13 protein-coding genes and 1 tRNA gene are annotated in these 17,723 nt (G+C 71.1%); 8 read left to right on the top strand and 6 right to left on the bottom strand.

Annotated elements, in window-relative coordinates; translation table 11 throughout:
- Positions 1-191 precede the first annotated feature (191 nt).
- From ACFYZ4_RS02910 to rpmB, 4 genes are all read right to left on the bottom strand, one after another.
- On the bottom strand, positions 192-1,376 hold the full coding sequence (locus tag ACFYZ4_RS02910) for a GTP-binding protein (protein WP_390782805.1): 1,185 nt from the start codon (positions 1,374-1,376) through the stop codon (positions 192-194).
- A gap of 4 nt (positions 1,377-1,380) precedes the next feature.
- On the bottom strand, positions 1,381-1,551 hold the full coding sequence (gene rpmF, locus ACFYZ4_RS02905; protein WP_007267665.1) for a 50S ribosomal protein L32: 171 nt from the start codon (positions 1,549-1,551) through the stop codon (positions 1,381-1,383).
- 211 nt (positions 1,552-1,762) lie between these two features.
- On the bottom strand, positions 1,763-2,068 hold the full coding sequence (gene rpsN / locus ACFYZ4_RS02900) for a 30S ribosomal protein S14 (protein ID WP_351301269.1): 306 nt from the start codon (positions 2,066-2,068) through the stop codon (positions 1,763-1,765).
- Entirely contained in the window at positions 2,068-2,304 is a 237-nt protein-coding gene (gene rpmB / locus ACFYZ4_RS02895) for a 50S ribosomal protein L28 (RefSeq protein ID WP_351301272.1), read from the bottom strand. Before rpmB ends, rpsN begins: the two co-directional genes overlap by 1 nt.
- Before the next feature lie 173 nt (positions 2,305-2,477).
- Here rpmB and ACFYZ4_RS02890 point away from each other — a divergent pair, with 173 nt between their 5' ends.
- The 3 genes from ACFYZ4_RS02890 to ACFYZ4_RS02880 all read left to right on the top strand — a co-directional run bounded on the left by ACFYZ4_RS02890 (position 2,478) and on the right by ACFYZ4_RS02880 (position 5,710).
- On the top strand, positions 2,478-2,684 hold the full coding sequence (locus ACFYZ4_RS02890) for a cold-shock protein (RefSeq protein WP_314253960.1): 207 nt from the start codon (positions 2,478-2,480) through the stop codon (positions 2,682-2,684).
- Positions 2,685-3,353: 669 nt separating this feature from the next.
- Positions 3,354-3,472 (top strand) — tRNA-Arg (locus tag ACFYZ4_RS02885).
- A gap of 360 nt (positions 3,473-3,832) precedes the next feature.
- A complete protein-coding gene (locus ACFYZ4_RS02880; protein WP_390782804.1) occupies positions 3,833-5,710 on the top strand; it encodes a PAS domain S-box protein in 1,878 nt (625 codons plus the stop codon).
- A gap of 200 nt (positions 5,711-5,910) precedes the next feature.
- Here the strand turns inward: ACFYZ4_RS02880 and ACFYZ4_RS02875 are convergent, their stop codons facing one another.
- Positions 5,911-7,029: a fatty acid desaturase family protein gene (locus ACFYZ4_RS02875; protein WP_390782803.1), complete on the bottom strand. Its 1,119-nt coding sequence runs from the start codon at positions 7,027-7,029 to the stop codon at positions 5,911-5,913.
- A 7-nt stretch (positions 7,030-7,036) separates the two neighbouring features.
- Positions 7,037-8,092 (bottom strand): ferredoxin reductase, encoded by a 1,056-nt coding sequence (locus ACFYZ4_RS02870; protein ID WP_390782802.1) that lies wholly within the window; start codon positions 8,090-8,092, stop codon positions 7,037-7,039.
- 86 nt (positions 8,093-8,178) lie between these two features.
- Here ACFYZ4_RS02870 and ACFYZ4_RS02865 point away from each other — a divergent pair, with 86 nt between their 5' ends.
- The 5 genes from ACFYZ4_RS02865 to ACFYZ4_RS02845 all read left to right on the top strand — a co-directional run bounded on the left by ACFYZ4_RS02865 (position 8,179) and on the right by ACFYZ4_RS02845 (position 17,699).
- Complete coding sequence (locus ACFYZ4_RS02865) at positions 8,179-9,318, top strand: helix-turn-helix domain-containing protein (RefSeq protein ID WP_351301284.1); 1,140 nt, start codon at positions 8,179-8,181, stop codon at positions 9,316-9,318.
- Positions 9,319-9,754: 436 nt separating this feature from the next.
- Complete coding sequence (locus ACFYZ4_RS02860) at positions 9,755-11,068, top strand: MFS transporter (protein ID WP_390782801.1); 1,314 nt, start codon at positions 9,755-9,757, stop codon at positions 11,066-11,068.
- A gap of 94 nt (positions 11,069-11,162) precedes the next feature.
- Positions 11,163-12,452: a condensation domain-containing protein gene (locus ACFYZ4_RS02855; RefSeq protein ID WP_351301290.1), complete on the top strand. Its 1,290-nt coding sequence runs from the start codon at positions 11,163-11,165 to the stop codon at positions 12,450-12,452.
- Between the two features lie 154 nt (positions 12,453-12,606).
- On the top strand, positions 12,607-15,804 hold the full coding sequence (locus ACFYZ4_RS02850; protein ID WP_390782800.1) for an amino acid adenylation domain-containing protein: 3,198 nt from the start codon (positions 12,607-12,609) through the stop codon (positions 15,802-15,804).
- Positions 15,804-17,699 carry a non-ribosomal peptide synthetase gene (locus tag ACFYZ4_RS02845; protein ID WP_390782799.1) on the top strand — a complete coding sequence of 632 codons (1,896 nt, stop codon included), beginning with the start codon at positions 15,804-15,806 and terminating at the stop codon, positions 17,697-17,699. Before ACFYZ4_RS02850 ends, ACFYZ4_RS02845 begins: the two co-directional genes overlap by 1 nt.
- The last annotated feature ends 24 nt before the right edge of the window (positions 17,700-17,723 follow it).

Here is a 17,723-nt window from a genome sequence, read left to right as displayed (position 1 = left end):
ACAACTTATCCAGCGCTTACAGGCTGCGGGACGACCCGTGTACGGGGCACGCTGCCGACCCGGTGGCCGGAATCACAGGGCGAATGAATCAGGCACAAAGGGCATCACGGGGCAGGGCGGCGCACGCAGCGTGGTGGGTGAAGCCGGGCCGGACGGTGCCGTGGCTGCGACCACCGTCCGGCCCGGAGCCTTCAGGCGACCGCGCTCACGGCCTGCCCGTGTTCGTGCTCGCAGGCGTCGTCGATCCCGTACGTCTCCCAGTCCGGGAACTCGTCCACCGCGGGCACGGCTTCGCCGGGGCTGAGGAGGCAGGCGTTGAGGGCCGCCCGCAGTGCGTCGCCGCGCAGGCCCGTGCCGATGAAGACGAGCTCCTGGCCCTGCGGGGTGTCCGGTCCGCGGGCGCCCGAGGGCTCGAAGCGGGCGACGGCGCCGGCCTGGGACCAGAGGCCGGTCACGCGGGGGCGGCTGGCGAGCCGGAAGAAGCCCTTGGAGCGCAGGATCTGTCCGAAGGTGCCGCTGTCGAGGCCCTTGGTCACGAAGGTCCACAGCCGGCCGGGGTGGAAGGGGAGGTCGGCGCGGAACACGAGTGAGGAGATTCCGTACTCCTCGGTTTCCGGGACGTGGTCGCCGTTGAGCTCCTTGACCCAGCCCGGGGCCTGCTGAGCACGCTCGACGTCGAACAGCCCGGTGCCCAGTACCTGTTCGAGCATCACCTGGCCGCGGACGGCGGGAACGATCCTGGCCTCGGGGTTCAGCCGCGAGAGCGTCGCGCGCAGCCTGGAGGCGTCGGTCGGCCCGACCAGGTCGAGTTTGTTGAGGACGATGACGTCCGCGAACTCGATCTGGTCCATGAGGAGGTCGCTGACGGTGCGTTCGTCGTCCTCGTACTGGTCGAGGCCGCGGGCGGTGAGTTCGTCGCCGCCGGCGAGTTCCGGCAGGAAGTTCGCGGCGTCCACGACGGTGACCATGGTGTCGAGGCGGGCGAGATCGCCCAGGGTGGCGCCGTCGTCGCGCGGGAACGAGAACGTCGCCGCCACGGGCATCGGCTCGGAGATTCCGCTGGACTCGATGAGGAGGTAGTCGAAGCGCCCTTCGCGGGCCAGCCGGTCGACCTCCTCCAGTAGGTCGTCGCGCAGGGTGCAGCAGATGCACCCGTTGGTCATCTCGACCAGTCGCTCCTCGGTGCGCGACAGCGCCGCCTCTCCGCCGCGGACGAGCGCGGCGTCGATGTTGACCTCGCTCATGTCGTTGACGATGACCGCGACGCGCAGGCCCTCGCGGTTGCCGAGCACGTGGTTGAGCAGGGTGGTCTTGCCGGCTCCGAGGAACCCGGACAGGACGGTGACCGGGAGCGCAGTGTCGGTCGGGCGTGCCACCGGTTCAGCCTTCGGGGCGCAGCAGGCCGCGTTCGTACGCCTTCACCAGCCGCTGGGGAACCTGGTACACGGAGCCGTCGACCGTGATCGGGACGAGCTGCGGCGTCGTGGCCTTCCACTGGGCCCGGCGGTGGCGGGTGTTGCTGCGGGACATCTTCCGCTTGGGGACGGCCATGGGGATCTCCTGTGAGGTATCGAAGTGCTCGGCGCGAGCCTACATGAAAATGACGACCATTTTCAATTACCGAAGAGGTGGTGGCCGGAGGTGCGTGGATCTTCGCCGGCCCTCAGTCCGCGCCGGCGTCCGGTGTCTGCTGCCGCCTGGGCACCCCACCGGGCGCGTGTGGTGGGGTGCGCGTCGCGGCTGCGACGTCATTGGGCTCGGATCACCAGGAGGACTTGGTCACTCCCGGAAGGAATCCGGCGTGCGCCTGCCGGCGGGCGCGAACCCGGGAGAGTCCGAACTTGCGGAGGTAGCCGCGGGGGCGGCCGTCCACGCTGTCGCGGTTGCGTATGCGCGTGGCACTGGCGTCGCGGGGCTGTCGTCGCAGCTCCGCAACGGCGGCCTGCCGTTCGGCATCGGCGGACGACGGGCTGCCGATGATCGCCTTCAGCTCGGCTCGCCGGGCTGCGTACCGTTCGACGATCGCCTTTCGCTTCTCGTTCTGCGCGATCTTGCTCTTCTTCGCCATCAGACCTTCCCTCCGCGCGCCCGCACTCGGGCCACGGCCGCTTCGATGCCGATCGAGTCCACCGTCTTGATCGCCTTGGCACTCAGGGTCAGGCGGACGGTGCGGCCCTCGCCGGGCAGCCAGTAACGCTTCCTCTGGATGTTCGGGTCGAAGCGGCGTGACGTGCGCCGGTGGGAGTGGGAGATGTTGTTGCCGAACCCGGGCTTGGCGCCGGTCAGTTGGCAGTGGGCGGACATGGTGGGGACCTGCCTTTCTCTGGCTACCGCTTATTGGTAATGGAAACCATATCCACATACTAGCCTCATGGTCCGTCCGGCCCCGCCGCGTGTGTGGAGTGGGGGATGGGTGGGGACTATGGAGACGGCTGCATACCGCGGCCCGTGTGGCACGTCGAGAAGGATGCGCACTGATGGCAACGGGCACTGTGAAGTGGTTCAACTCGGAGAAGGGTTTCGGCTTCATCCAGCAGGACGACGGCGGTCCGGACGTGTTCGTCCACTTCTCCGCCATCCAGACGACAGGCTTCAAGGAGCTGGCCGAGGGCGCGTCGGTCGAGTACGACGTCACCCAGGGCCCGAAGGGCCCCCAAGCCGAGAACGTGGTGCCGCTCCGCTGACAGAGCTCAACGGGAACACCCGCGCCCGCCGGCTGGGCCTGGTGAGGGCGGCGGAGTTGGACGCGACGCCGCGGAGGCGTTGTTGCAGGTAAGGCTTGAAACGAATCAGCCCCGGGATCCGACGGCTCCTGGACGGGCTCGGACAGGCGGTCTCGGCGTCTTTGTGCCCGCAGCGCGGCCCGGCTCGCACGTACCGGCAGGTAGCTGGCGAGCCGGGCGCCGGCCCTGTCGGCGACGGCCGGTCCGATCGCCTGGGTGCGGCTTCGGTACGGCGTCGTCAGGTGTTCCACCTGCTCCGCGACGGTCCGGCGTGATCGGTGCAGACGCTGAGAAGTTTCGGTGACCTGGCCCCGCGATAGTGATGTTGACGCTCGCAACATTGCGCCTGGTCACGAGTGTCCAGTGTGGGTTCCTTGCCCGCCGGTACTTCCACTCTCCCGCTGACGCAGAGTCATGGCAGCTGCCTGAGGATGGAATCAGGGCCGGACTGACCGAGGGCACCGCCGAGGAATTGGTGCGAGCCGGACAACGGCGAGACATGGCCGAATGGCTCCGACTGCTCCTGTGGTCCTGGTGCAGTGGTTGCCGGTGCTCGATAAACGCTCGCTGCGTAGAGGGCGATCCTCTACGTTGAGCCGGAGCGGGACGGCGCGCATTCCCGCAGGCTGCGGTGCCGTGGCAGAGCGGTCCATTGCGATCGCCGTGGGCGAGGTCCCGTTCACGGCGACTGACGGAGACGGGGCGGGCCTGCCCCCATCTGTCCGCGGGTTCAAATCCCGTCGGTACCGCAGCCGCCCTGGAAGTGTGTCCGGAGCACGCGCTGCGACGTCGATCCAGATCCACAGCTGTCCGGGCCTTCCGGCGTGGTCAGAACCGATGCCCAGTCACTGCGCGACGACGCATACCAACGGATGTGAGGCAGGACCGTTCCTCGACGGAACCGCGTCCTTGAGCCCGTCCCCGGGCGTGGAAGAGGCCCGTGCCCTTCGGGAGGTTGACCTCCTGTGGGGCATCCCTCAGTCCCGTTCGGCCGTGCGGGCGCGCTCACAGCCGGTCAATTGTGGATGGATCCCGGTCAATCAGGGGTGCGGTTTTCGGCCGCGTGGTCGGATGTTCCCTTCTGTGGGATCCGGCGAGTGCGAGGCAGCATGGCAGCGACGACCGAAGAGCCCTTCAGGGCTCTGCTGGAAGCGGCACCGGACGCGATGGTCATCGTGGACGACGCCGGGGTGATCCGTCTGGTGAACGCTCAGACCGAAGCCCTGTTCGGCTACCCGCGCGAGGAACTCCTGGGGCACTCCATCGACGTCCTGGTGCCCGAGCGCTTCCGCGGCCAGCACCCCGGCCATCGGATCGGCTACGCGGCCAGCCGCCAGGTGCGCCCGATGGGAGCGGGTCTGGAACTGTACGGGCTGCGCCGGGACGGGCGCGAGTTCCCCGTGGAGATCAGCCTGAGCCCGCTGGAGACTCCTGTAGGCCTGCTGATTTCGGCGGCCGTACGGGACGTCAGCGAGCGCAGGGCCGCCGACGCGCGCTTCCGGGCCTTGCTGGAGTCGGCGCCCGACGCGATGGTGATCGTCGACGAGAGGGGCACCATCCAGCTGGTCAATGCCCAGACCGAGGCGCTCTTCGGATATGCCCGCGAGGACCTGCTGGGGCGGGCCGTCGAGGTCCTCGTACCCCACCGGTTCCGCGGCGGTCACGCCGACTTCCGGGAGGGCTACTTCGTCAACCGGCAGGTCAGGCCCATGGGCGCGGGCCTGGAGCTGCACGGGCTGCGCCGGGACGGGGGCGAGTTCCCGGTCGAGATCAGTCTCAGCCCCCTGGAGACCCCTGACGGTACCCTTGTCTCCGCGGCCATTCGTGACGTCACCGAACGCAAGGCCGCCGAGGAGACGCTCGCCCGGCTCTACGAGCAGCAGCGTCATGTCGCCCTCACCCTCCAGCGCAGTCTCATGGGCTCGCCGCCCGACGTGCCGGGGATGCCGACGGCCAGCCGCTACTTCCCGGCCCGGCAGGGCGCCGGGGTGGGTGGCGACTGGTTCGACCTGATCCCTCTGGGGGGTGGCCGTGTCGGAGTCATGATCGGCGATGTGATGGGGCGCGGCCTGGATGCCGCCGCTGTCATGGGGCAGCTGCGATCCGCCTCCCACGCCCTGGCCAAGACCGGGATGCCGCCCTGGCAGCTGATGCGCGCCCTCGACGCCGTGGTGAGCGAACTCCCGGACCAGTTCGTCACCTGTTGCTACCTCGTCGTCGACGCCGACGCGGCCGAGGTCACCGTCTGTTCGGCCGGACACCTGCCCGTCCTGCTGGCCGGTCCCGGGGGAGAGGTGACCCGGCTCCCGGCGGACGTGAGCGTCCCGCTCGGGGTCGGCGAGGTACCCCACCACGAGAGCCGGCACAGAGTCGCACCCGGATCGGTGCTGGCGCTGTACACGGACGGGCTCGTGGAGACCCCGGGCAGCGACATCGAAGGGCAGGTCGACGGGCTCGCCGCTGTGCTGGAGAAGGGCCTCGCGACGACAGGATGCCTGGAAGCGGCAGCCGACCTGCTGCTGAGTGAGCTTCTTCCGGACGTAGACGACAATTCGGACGACGTTACCCTCCTGATCGTGCGTATCCCGGAGATCCCGGCCACTTCGCGGACCGTGGTCCTGGACGCCGATCCGAAGAGCGTGGGTGAAGGCCGCCGGTTCCTGAGATCCACCCTGGCCGCGTGGGGCAAGGACGACGAACAGCTGCGAGAGACGGCCTGTCTGCTGGTCTCCGAGCTCCTTTCCAACGCGGTGCGCCACGGCCGTGGCCCGCTCCGGCTCCGGCTGCGGCAGGCCGGACGGGAGCTGGGGGTAGAGGTCTGCGACGGGAGCCCGGTGCTTCCCCAAGCCCGCTTTGCCGCCCCGGAAGCGGAATCGGGCCGAGGCCTGCTCCTCGTCGACTCCCTCGCCAGCTCCTGGGGCACCCTCCCGACGGCGGAGGGCAAGGCCGTTTGGTTCGCCCTGCCGTTGCCCACCCCGCGTCGCTGACGGGGGTGTCGGCCGCCGGACGTGCGCTGAGCATGGCCGGTACTGGTTCGCGTGCGTGTCGGTGCCGTGGGTACGAGCTCCAGACGTCGTTCGGCCCGGCCGACGATCGGGCCGAGGAGCCCCGAAACCCGCAGCGTGAACTTGCCCTCGATCCGTCCGCAGCAGCAGGCGCCACCGCCCACGGCTACCCCTACCGGGAATCAGGCAGCGACGAGCTCCTGCTCGCGGTCCGGCGTTTTGACCTTGGGCTTCTTGTTCGGCAGCGAGAGCCGGAAGACCTTGTGCCACGCGGAGAACACCTGCTTGGGGAGCGGCCCGGTGACGTACTCCAGCTCGTACTTCTCGAACAGCGCGCGCACCTTCACCGCGACCTCGGCGTACCGGTTGCTCGGCAGGTCCGGGAACAGGTGGTGCTCGATCTGGTGCGACAGGTTGCCGGTCATGAAGTGCATGGCCCTGCTGCCGCTGATGTTCGCCGAGCCCATCATCTGGCGCAGGTACCACTGGCCGCGCGTCTCGCCCTTGATCGACCGGCGCTCGAAGACCTGCACGCCCTCGGGGAAGTGCCCGCACATGATCACCGAATGGGTCCAGATGTTGCGGACCAGGTTCGCGGTGAAGGTGGCGGCGAGCGTGGGGAGGAACGAGGGGCCCGACAGCAGCGGGTGGATCACGTAGTCCTTGAGCACCTGCTTGCGGATCTTGCGGCCCACGGCCTTGGCCCGCGCACGGAACTCCGGGTTCTTGCGGCGGCGCTTGTGCAGGTTCTTGCCGAGCTCCAGGTCGTACGCCGCGATGCCGTACTCGAAGAAGCAGGCGTTGAGGAAGTTCCACAGCGGCTGGCCTAGGTGGAACGGGTGCCACCTCTGGTCCTCGTCGACGCGCATGATGCCGTAGCCGAGGTCGTTGTCCTTGCCGATCACGTTGGTGTAGGTGTGGTGCAGCTCGTTGTGCGAGTGCTTCCACTGGTCGGACGGCGAGACGTGGTCCCACTCCCAGGTGGTGGAGTGAATCTTCGGGTCTCGCATCCAGTCCCACTGGCCGTGCAGGATGTTGTGGCCGATCTCCATGTTGTCCATGATCTTCGCCACGGACAGACCGGCGGTGCCGATCAGCCACGCGGGCGGGAAGATCGAGAACAGCAGCACACCCCGGCTGACCAGCTCGAGCTTGCGCTGCGCCGAGATGACCTTGCGGATGTAGCCGGCGTCCTTCTCACCTCGGCTGGCGATCACCTCATCGCGGATCGCGTCCAGCTCGCGGCCGAGCTCCTCGATCTGCTCCGCGGTCAGGTGGGCGGTGGGGTCGATGGCGGTCAAGGTGCTCCTACCGTTCGATGTCGCAAGGGCCCGCCGCGGCGGACACGCAGGTCTGGATGAGGACGCCCGGCTCGGCCTCGGTGATCTCCCCGGTGCGCAGGTCGCGGACGGCGCCCGCCTTGAGCGGCGTGACGCAGCCGAAGCAGATGCCCATACGGCACCCGGACGGCATGAGCACGCCGGCCTCCTCGCCGACGTCCAGCAACGGCGTGGCGCCGTCCGCGTCGACGGTCTTGCCGGTGGCGCTGAACGTGACCTCCCCGCCATCACCGGCGACGACGATGCCGGCGCGGAAGCGTTCGGTGTGCAGGCGCTCTTGTACGCCGTGCTCGGTCCAGTGCTCTTCGGCGGCGTCGAGCAGGCCCGCGGGCCCGCAGGCCCAGGTCTCGCGCTCGGCCCAGTCGGGCACGAGTTCGTCGAGACGGGCGATGTCGAGCATGCCGTCCGTGTCGGTGTGCACCTCGATGAGCCGCAGCTTCTTGTCCGCGACCAGGTCGTGCAGCTCGCTGCGGAAGATCACGTCTTGCGGCCGTGGCGCGCTGTGGACCATGACGACGTCGTCGAACTCGATGTCGCGCAGCATGCCCATCACAGGCGTGATGCCGCTGCCGGCCGTCAGGTAGAGCACCTTGGCGGGCTTGGGCTGCGGCAGCACGAAGTCACCGGTCGGCTGGTCGAGCTGGATCAGCGTGCCCGGTTTCGCACTGCGGACCAGGTGGTTGCTGGCCTTGCCGTCCGGGATCGCCTTCACGGTGATCGTGACGAGGCCGTCCCGGCGGTTCGTCGGTGAGGTGATGGAGTAGGCGCGCCACAGGCGCACCCCGTCCACGTCGACCCCGATCCGCACGTACTGACCGGCCGTGTGGCCGCGCCAGCCCCGTCCCGGCCTGATCACGATGGTCGCGGCGTCCCCCGTCTCGGGGTGCACGGCCTCGATGCGCCCACGCAGGTCAGCGCCCGCACGCAGCGGGCTGACCAGGTCGAGGTAGTCCGACGGCAACAGCGGCGTCGTGATCATCTCCAGCAGTTTCCACGCACTACTGCGGAGGGTTGTACTCGTCATGACCCCAGCTTGATGCGCCTCAAGGCGTAAAGTCCTGACCGCAAGACGTAAATTTGGCCGGCCGAATTGTTCGCAGGGAATAAAACATGAGCCATCCAATACGGAGAGTCACCGAACTGGCCCTGGATCAGACAACGGTCACCGCACTTAGGGCCGCGCTGAAGACCACCGCCGACGAGGTCGTCCAGGCGATCATCGACGAGGTCCCTCCCTACGCCAACGCCCTTTCCGGCCGCATGGGCGTCACCATCCGCCGAGCGGTCCGCACCGCCCTGGGGCACTACCTGGACCTCGCGAGCGGGAACGCCACAGGCGGCGACGCCGGTGACGCAGCCTACGAGCTGGGCCGCGGCGAGGTGCGCGACGGGCGTTCGATGGATGCCCTGCTCAGCGCCTACCGCGTCGGCGCCCGCGTGGCTTGGCGATGCCTGGCAGCGGGTGCCGTACCCGCAGGTCTGCCTGCCGCCGAGGTCGCCAAGTTCGCCGAGCTGACCTTCGCCTACATCGACGAGCTCTCCGCCGCGAGCGCCGCGGGCCACGCCGACGAACTGGCCGCCCGGGGCCGGGACCACGAGCGCCACCTGGAACACCTGGCCCGCGACCTCCTCGCCGGCGCGAGCCCGGACGTGCTGCTGGCCTCTGTTCAACGGGCCAGGTGGCAGCCTCCGGTTTCGCTGACCGCCGTCTTGCTGCCCGCCGCCCAGGCCCGGCCTGCCTACCGCGCGCTCGACCCGAGCACCCTCGTCCTCGACGATCTGCCGGACGCCTTCGGTGTGCTGCTCGTCCCCGATGCCGACCGGTCACATCTCTTGCGGCAGCTAACCGAGCGCACCGCCGTGGTCGGCCCGGCCCGGCCATGGACTCGTGCATCCGCCTCGTACGCACGAGCCGCACGCGCGCGCTCCCTCTCCTCCGATATCCGCGACACCGAGGAGCACCTGCCCGAGCTGGTGCTGAGCGCCGACGTGGACGCGTTCGCAGACCTGCGGGCCCGAGCCCTCGCACCGTTGCGGACCTTGCCCGTCACGACCGCACGGCGGCTGGAGGAGACGTTGCGGGCGTGGCTGCTGCACCAGGGCAGGCGGGACGAGGTGGCGGCGGCGTTGTTCGTCCATCCCCAGACCGTCCGGTACCGGATGTCGCAGCTGCGGGAGCTGTTTCCGGACCTCGCATCGCCACACCGGGTCCTCGAGCTGACGCTGGCGGTCGGTCTACGGGTCAGCTGACGCGTACCTCGACCGTCCGCGACCGAGTCCGCGAGACCGCATCAGCCAGGGCGTGCAACCCGCCCGGTGAGCCGGGCCTGGTCCGCGACTGGTCCGGTCCTTCGGCGGCTCGCGCGTCGTCCACTCGCTGGTGCCGGGTGCGGTGCCGGGTCCCCTGACTGCATTGGCGTGCCCGAGGTTGCTTGTGAATGTGTAGGGATGGTGAGTTTCGGACATACCTGTAGTCATCGGTCCCCGGAGGCGTCGTCCCTTGGGATGGGCTGGCTCCACCGCGATGTAAGTTCTTCGCCTGTAGGCGCCAAAGAGAGCTATTCATGCGGCCGTTGCCGTGATATGACCTTCAATTCTCTTGATCCACTGCCGCGATGGCGCAACAACGACCGAAAGTGACCTGTTTGCTTTGACTCCTGATCGGTCTGCGGTGAAGGTCTGGCGCATGTCCCCTTCGTCCCAGGCCGCTTCCGGCGGTCTGTTCCGTGTGCGTGATTTCCGCTTCCTGCTCGCCGGAGCCGCGGCCGGGCAGGTGGGTGCCCAGGTCACGCTCGTCGCACTGCCTCTGGTGGCCGTGCTCGAACTCAAGGCTCCCGCCTTCCAAGTGGGACTGCTCACCGCGGCCGAGACCGCCGCGTTCCTGCTGATCGGGCTGCCCGCGGGAGCCTGGGTCGACCGGATGCGCAAGCTGTCGCTGATGGTCCGCGCCAACGTCGTGCGCTCCCTGGCCATGGCCAGCGTCCCGCTTGCCGGAGTGGCGGGCATCCTGACCATGGCGCAGCTGTACGTCGTCGCCCTGGTGGTGGGCGTCGCCACCGTCTTCTTCGACGTGGCCCACCAGAGCTATCTGCCCCGGCTCCTGCCCAGGGAGCACCTGGTGCAGGGCAACGGGGCCCTGGAGACGGTGCGTTCCTCGGCGCAGGTGACCGGCCCCGGCCTCGGAGGCGGACTCGTTCAGCTCGTCGGGGCGCATCTGGCGATCCTGGTCGACGCCATCGGCTACGCCGTCTCCGCCCTGTTCCTCCTGGCCATCCGCCGCCCTGAGAGCACGCCCGAACCCGTTCCCGGCGCATCGTTGCGCAAGGAGGTGGGCGAAGGGCTGCGCTTCGTCCTCGGTCACCCGCTGCTGCGCGTCATCGCGGTCACCACCGGTCTCGGCAACTTCTTCACCGCCATGCTGATGGCCACACAGACCGTGTTCCTGGTGAGGGTCCTCGGTCTGGTGCCCACCGCGGTCGGCGTGATGCTCTCGGCCTCCGCCGTCGGCGGACTCGCCGGCGCGCTCTGCGCGGGCCGGCTGGCCCGCCGGTTCGGGCAGGCACGCATCATCTGGCTGTCCGCCCTGGCCACCGGGCCGTTCGCGCTGCTCTGGCCGCTCTCCGGCAAGGGCGCCGCCGCCGCGCTCTTCGCCCTCGCCTCCGCCGCCGTCTTCTTCGGTGCCGTCGTGTACAACGTCGCCCAGGTGAGCTTCCGCCAGAGTCTGTGCCCGCCCCGCCTGCTGGGGCGAATGAACGCCACGCTGCGTTTCCTGATGTGGGGCACCCTGCCGATCGGCGCGCTCGTCGGCGGCGCCGTCGCCGAGGCGTCCGGGGCCCGTGCCGCGCTGTGGATCTGCGCCATCGGCTTCCTCGCCGTGCCCCTGCCGCTGCTGCTCTCCCCGCTGCGCCGGATGCGCGAACTCCCCGAGGGCGTCCACTCCGAGGGTGACGACCAGCAGGACGCCGCGTCCGATCGCGACGAGTCCGTCCCCGTCTCCTGACCCCTGGCGCCCGCCGTAGCTCCCGACAACTCCGGCGTGCTGTAGGCGCGTTCACGCCCATCGCGCCGAGACTGTCTTCCCGAGAGAGGACCACGTGCTCCCCAGCATCACCGGCCAGTATCTGGCCCGCTACCAGCGCCTCGGCGCGGGTGACCCGGACTTCGCGCTGCTGCCCGCCACCGGGGCCCAGCGGCGCTTCCTGCTCGTACGCTCCCTCGATCCCGCCGGCAAGGCGGACATCGTCCCGATGTTCTTCGCGTTCCCGCGCGGCACCGTCGAACCGGCACGGCTGCGTGCAGCCGCCAACCACCTGGCCGCCCGCCACCCCGTCCTGCGCTCCCGGCCGTGCGTCGTACGTGGAACGCCCGTGCTGCGACCGGAACCGGCCGACGTACCGCTGGACCACGTGGACGGCGCGCCCGGCGAGAGCGCCGAGGACGCACTGCGCCGTACGCTCGAGGACTGGGCCGCACAGGGCCCGCCGCTGCGGCTGTTCCTCGCCCACGACGCCTCGTACCCCGAGGAGGAAATCCTCGCGGTCGTCCTGGACCACACCGCCTGCGACGGCCAGTCCCTCGCCCGCATCGTCGGGGAACTCGGCGCCGCCTACCGCGACCGCCTCGGCCCCGACGACCTGTCGCCCGCCGAGGCCGCCGCCGAACTCGCCGCCTACCGGGACGTCGTCCTGCGCCAGCTCGACTCCGAGGACCGCGCCGCCTCCCCCCGGGCACTCGCGTACTGGGGAGAACGGCTGCGCACGGTTCACGAGCAGGCCCCGCTGCCCGGTACGCGCCCCATACCCGCCGGACTCCCCAGCGGCGCGGCCGAGTGGAAGGCCCCGGCACCCGCCGGCGGCGTGCCCTTCCCGGCGCTGCTCGACGCCTGCCGGGCGGCGGCCACCGTGCTGTACGGCACGGGGCCGGTGCCTCCCATCGGCTACCCGTGGGGCGGCCGCCCGGCCGGCGCGGCCCCGGTGCTCGGCTGCTTCCTCAACACCGTCGTCCACCCTGCCGACACCGGCAGCGCCACGTCACCGGAAGCCACGGCCGCCGGCTGGTGGGACGACCTGGACCGTGCCGACACCCCGTTCGACGAGGTGGTACGGGCGGCCCGCGCGGGCGGCTCCGCCTGGTCCGGCAGGCTGGACGGCCTGCTCACCGTGGACGACGCCCGCAGCCGCGATCCCCTCCGGCTCGGCGCGACCACCGGCCGCGAGGTTCACGTCGGCGGCCGACAGGTCCGTGCCCCGTTCGCGGTGTCCGCCACTCAGGGACCCGAACTCCACCTCCGCATGGTGTGGGACCGCACGGTCCTCACCGACGACGCGGCCGAGGACGCCTTCGCGGCCCTGTGCCGCGCGCTGCCCGCCGAGCCGACGCGGTAGTGCCCCGCAGACGCGGCCGTACGGCTGCGTCCCCTGCGAACCGAACCCCCAGAATCCGGCCGTGCCGCGCGATCCGCGGACCGGCCGGCGCCCCGCCGTGCGGGCGCACGACCGTGTGCCGCACCAACCGACCCGCCAACCCAAGGGATCGCCCATGCTCCCCCTCTCCTCCTCGCAGGAGATCGTCTGGCTGCACGAAGAAGTGCAGCCGGGCAGTCGTGCCTACAACTTCACCGCCTCCCTCGACCTCTGGGGCACCCTCGACGTCGACGCGCTGCGCAGCGGCCTCACCGCCACGCTCGCCCGCCACACCGGCCTGCGGCTCGAACTCGTGCCCGTGGCCGGTGCGATGCCGGGTCAGCGGGTGGCCGACGTCTGCCCGCCACGGCTGCGCACCGTGGACATCTCCCACGAAGCCGACCCCGAGGCCGCCTTCGAGGAGCTGCTGCGTACCGAGGCGGAGACCCCCCTGGACACCTTCGAGGCGCCGCTGCTGCGCTGGACCCTCGTCAGGCTCGCCGAGGACCAGCACCGGCTCATCCACGTGGAACACCACCTGATCCACGACGGGCACTCGTTCGCGATCCTGCTGGGCGACGTGTTCAGCGTCTACCGTTCCCACGTGCTTGGCGAGGAGCTCGAGTTGGGCACTCCCAGCTCGTACGCCGACCACGTGCGTGCCCGAGCCGAGGGCGTACCGGGGGAGGAGCTCGCCGCCGGCCTGGCGTACTGGTCCGAGACGCTGCGGGACGCCTCGTACGACATGCCGCTGCCCGGCCTCACCCGACCCGGCGCGCGCCGCCGCCACCACGGCGGCCAATTGCGCCAGTCGATCGGCGCGGACCTCGCCGAGCGACTGCGCGCCCACACCCGGGAGCGCGGGCTGACCCCGTTCGCCACCCTGCTCGGCCTCTTCGCGGAACTGCTGCGACGCCACAGCGGTCGCAGCCAGATGGTGGTGGGCACCGCCGTCGGCAACCGGCCGCGCGGCTTCGAGGACGCCGTCGGCATGTTCGTCAACACCATCCCGCTGCGACTCACCCTGGACGCGGCCGCCCCGGCCGAGGACACCATGGACGAGGTGACCGACACCCTCATCCGTGCCTTGTCGCACCAGGAGGTGCCGGTCCAGGAGCTGACCAGGGCACTCGGCCTGCACACCTCCGGGGCCGACAACCCGCTGTTCAGCGTCATGTTCAGTGCGCACGATGCGCCGCTTCCCGAACTGGACGTGCCGGGCCTGGAGATCACCCTGTTCGAGGGGTTCAACACCGGCACCACCCGCTTCGACCTCGACGTGGTGCTGCTCCCCGACGACCGGCGCGGGGTGAGCCTGCGGCACGGCGCGCCGGGCATGACCCTCGTCTGGGACTACGACGCCGACCTGTTCGGAGAGGACGTGGCGAAGCTCCTCTCCGAACGCTTCCTCGACCTGCTGCGCGCCTACCTGGACGCGCCGGAGACCGACCTCGGTTCACTCGCCCTCCCCGCGGCGCCGCAGGCGGCGCCTGCCGCCATCGCCGTGGCGCCGGACCGTGACCCGCTCGACCCGCTCGACCCGGTCGCCGGCCAGGACCCGTCGCTGCCCGCCCTCCTGAGCGGGGCCCGCCGTCTCACCTACGGCGACCTCGACGCCCGGGTCTCCTCGCTCGCCGAGCGGATGCTGGCCGCCGGAGTCACCGCCGGCCAGCCCGTCGCCGTCGTGCTGCCGCGCGGCATCGACTCGGTGGTCACGCTCCTCGCCTGTCTTCGGACCGGAGCGGTGTACTGTCCGCTGTCCCCGTCCGACCCGGCCGCCCGCCTCGAACTGCTGCTCGGCCGACTGGCTCCCGCGCTCGTCCTGACCGCCGAAGACAGCCCGGTCCACATCCCCGACGGCATGCCGAGCGCCCACGTCGGCGCCGCGAACCTGCCCACGGCCAGGCCGGCGGACGTCGTGCCGAACACGGCCTACATCATCCACACCTCCGGCTCGACCGGCATACCCAAGGCGGTGGCCGTCGGGCGCGAGGCCCTGGTCAACCACCTCACCGGCGCCGCGGAGCGGTTCGGCCTCGGGACAGGTGACCAGGTGCTCCTGTTCGCCCAGCCGTCGTTCGACGTCGCCCTCGAAGAGGTGCTGCCCTCGCTGTACGCGGGCGCCTGCCTCGTCGTCCCCGAGCAGGACGTGCCGACCGGCGGCGAGCTGGCGCAGTTCCTCGCCTCCGCGCGCATCACCGTGGCCAACCTGCCCACCAGCTACTTCCTCGCCACCCGCGAAGAGCTACTCCCCGTCATCAGCCAGGGCCGCTGGGCGCCGCGCCTGATCGTCCTCGGCGGCGAGCGCATCCCCTCCGACGTGCTGCGCGCCTTCTTCGACGCCACCGACGGGGCCACGCCGTTCTCCGTGCTCAACGTGTACGGCGTAACCGAGGCGGCCATCAGTTCCACGGTGCACGAGATCACCCGCGACAGCCTGGTCGACGGCGCCGAGATCCCGCTCGGCGGCGAGCTGCCCGGCCAGCGGATCCACGTCCTGGACGAGGGACTGCGCCCGCTGCCCACCGGCGCGGTCGGCGAACTCGCCATCGCCGGGGCCGGCCTGGCCGAGGGCTACGTCGGCAACGCCGAGGTCACCGCCGCCCGCTTCGTCAGCGCCCCGGCCCTCGGCGGCGAACGCGTCTACCTCACCGGCGACCTCGGCTACCGCGGCGAGGACGGACTGCTGCGCTTCCTGGGCCGCCGCGACAACCAGATCAAGCTGCGCGGCTACCGCATCGAACTCGAAGAGGTCGAGGCCGCCGCCTCCGCCGTGCTCGGTGGCCGGTCCTGCGCCGTCGTCCTCGACAAGGAGGCCAGTGGCGGCCCCCGCCTGGTCGCGTTCCGCGAGCGTGCCGACGAGGCCGGGGAGTGGGACGAGCGGGTGCTGCACGCCGAGCTGAGCACCCGCCTCCCCGGCGCGCTGGTGCCCGGCAGCTGGGTCCTCCTCGACACCATGCCGACACTGCCCGGGGGCAAGCCGAACCGGGCCGCCCTCGCCCGCATGGCCGCCGAGCAGGCCCCGGCGGCCGCGGCGTCCCCGGCCGGGGACGCCGCGGCGCTGACCGACCCCGCGCGGTCGGACGACCCGGCCGTCGTGCTGCTCGCGGAGGGCTGGCGCGAGGCGCTCGGACACGACCGCTTCGAAGAGGGCTCGCACTTCTTCCACGTCGGCGGCCACTCGCTGCTCGCCGCGCAGCTGGCGGCCTGGCTGGAGCCACGCCTGGGCGAGCGGCCCTCGATGCGCCTGCTCTTCCAGCACCCGGTCCTCACCGACCAGGCCCGCGCCCTCGCGCAGGCTGCCCCCGCCCTCAGCGCGCCGAAGGAGTCGTGATGACCGTACAAATGATCAATCGACAGGACGTGGCCCCCACGGAGGCGGCGCCGAGCATCCTGCACGGTGCCCCTCTCGCCGGGCCCGCCGCGCCCGGAGTGCTGGCGCGCTACGAGGAGTGGGTGCGCAGCGCACCCGAGGCCCCCGCGGTGATCGACGGGGAGCACCGCTGGACCTACGCCCAGCTCGACGAGGCGGCGGACGCGGTCGCCGAGGCGCTGGCCGGCCGGGTCCGCCCCGGCGACCTCGTCGGGGTCTGCCTGGACCGGTCGGCCGCCCTGGTGGCCACCGCGGTCGCGCTGAACCGGATCGGCGCGGTCTACCTGCCGCTCGGCCCGCGGCCGGGTGAGCGCCGCATCAACGCCGTCACCGAGGACCTCGGCGTCGTCTGTCTCATCGGCGATCCGACGGTTCTGCCGGTGTCGCACAACGCCGTGCAGCAGTTCGAGCTGCCGCTCCCCGGTGAAGGGGCGAACGCCACCGCCTCGGTCGTGGCCGCCTTCGGTCCGCTCGCGCCCGGCGCACGCACCGCGCTGCCCGGCTCCCTGTACGCCGTGCTCACCTCCGGCTCCACCGGCCGCCCCAAGGCCGTCGCCGTCGCCGAACCGGCCCTGGCCTCGCTCCTCGACTGGTACCGCACGGAGACCGGGCTCGCCCCCGGCGACCGCCAGTCCCTGCTCATCGGCGTCGCCTTCGACCCGCACCTGATGGAGCTGTGGGGCGGCCTGACCTCCGGCGCCGCGCTCATACCCGCCCCCGACGAGGTCCGCTGGGGCCCGGCCGCTCTCACCGACTGGTGGCGCGACGCCGGGGTCACGGTCAGCGTCGCGGCCACCCCCGTGATCGAACCGCTGCTGGACCGGCCCTGGCCTCATGAGCTGGAAATCCGTCACCTCGTGGTCGGCGGAGACCGGATGCGCCGCCGACCCGGCCCGGACGTGACCGCCACGGTCCACAACGCATACGGCCCGGCCGAGGCGACCGTGATCACCACCACCCACGCGATGCGGGCGAGCGACCCGGATGTTCACGGCGACGCCGCACCGCCCATCGGCACCCCGATCGCGGGCGCTACCGTCGCCGTCACCGACGCGGCCGGCACCGTCCTGGCCCGTGGCGAGGACGGCGAACTGCGCATCGGCGGAACCTGTCTGGCTCTCGGCTACCTCGATCCGGAGCTGACCGCCGACCGCTTCACCGCCCCGCCCGCCGAACTGCCGGACCTGGACCGCATGTACCGCACAGGCGACCGCGTGCGCATGCTGGCGGACGGCCGCATTGAGTTCCTCGGCCGCCTGGACGACCAGGTCAAGATCAGCGGCGTGCGGATCGAACCCGCCGAGGTCGAGGCCGCGTTCGAGCACGACACGGCCGTCCGCAGCGCCGTGGTGACGGCCCCGCGCGACGCCGAGGGCCGCGCCCGCCTCGTGGCGTACGTCCTCCCCTCCGCAGGGGCCACGCCAGCCGCCGACGAGCTCCTCGCCGCCGTACGGGCCTGGCTGCCCGAGCAGGCCGTGCCCTCGACGGTGCACCTCGTGGACGCCTTCCCCCTGGACGCCAACGGCAAGGTGGACCGCGCCGCCCTGCGCAACCAGGCCGAAGAGGCACTGGAACGCACCGCCGCCGAAGCCGCCGTTCCCGACGACGCGACCGCCGACGAACGGCTCGTCCTCGTCACGGTCCGCGACCTGCTCGGCCGCCCCGAGACCACCCTGGACGACAACTTCACGGACGCCGGAGGCACCTCCATCCTCGTGGCCCGGCTCCTGGAGAAGCTGGAGGGAGCGACCCAGGTCCGCCTGCGCGCACCCGAGTTGCTGCGCCAGCCCGACCTGCGCGCGATCGCCGCAGTGATCGGCAAGCGCCGCACCGCCGCCCGTAACCCGGGGGCCTGACATGACGACCTCGCCTGCCTTCTC

Source organism: Streptomyces sp. NPDC001513 (assembly GCF_042894695.1).
Lineage (GTDB): Bacteria > Actinomycetota > Actinomycetes > Streptomycetales > Streptomycetaceae > Streptomyces.
This window is presented reverse-complemented; position numbering and strand designations above follow the sequence as displayed.

Bases quoted from the DNA above. Each gene is read 5' to 3' on its own strand.
- rpmF (WP_007267665.1), bottom strand. From the start codon at position 1,551: ATGGCCGTCCCCAAGCGGAAGATGTCCCGCAGCAACACCCGCCACCGC.
- rpsN (WP_351301269.1), bottom strand. From the start codon at position 2,068: ATGGCGAAGAAGAGCAAGATCGCGCAGAACGAGAAGCGAAAGGCGATC.
- rpmB (WP_351301272.1), bottom strand. From the start codon at position 2,304: ATGTCCGCCCACTGCCAACTGACCGGCGCCAAGCCCGGGTTCGGCAAC.
- ACFYZ4_RS02890 (WP_314253960.1), top strand. From the start codon at position 2,478: ATGGCAACGGGCACTGTGAAGTGGTTCAACTCGGAGAAGGGTTTCGGC.
- ACFYZ4_RS02880 (WP_390782804.1), top strand. From the start codon at position 3,833: ATGGCAGCGACGACCGAAGAGCCCTTCAGGGCTCTGCTGGAAGCGGCA.
- ACFYZ4_RS02870 (WP_390782802.1), bottom strand. From the start codon at position 8,092: ATGACGAGTACAACCCTCCGCAGTAGTGCGTGGAAACTGCTGGAGATG.
- ACFYZ4_RS02865 (WP_351301284.1), top strand. From the start codon at position 8,179: ATGAGCCATCCAATACGGAGAGTCACCGAACTGGCCCTGGATCAGACA.
- ACFYZ4_RS02860 (WP_390782801.1), top strand. From the start codon at position 9,755: ATGTCCCCTTCGTCCCAGGCCGCTTCCGGCGGTCTGTTCCGTGTGCGT.
- ACFYZ4_RS02850 (WP_390782800.1), top strand. From the start codon at position 12,607: ATGCTCCCCCTCTCCTCCTCGCAGGAGATCGTCTGGCTGCACGAAGAA.
- ACFYZ4_RS02845 (WP_390782799.1), top strand. From the start codon at position 15,804: ATGACCGTACAAATGATCAATCGACAGGACGTGGCCCCCACGGAGGCG.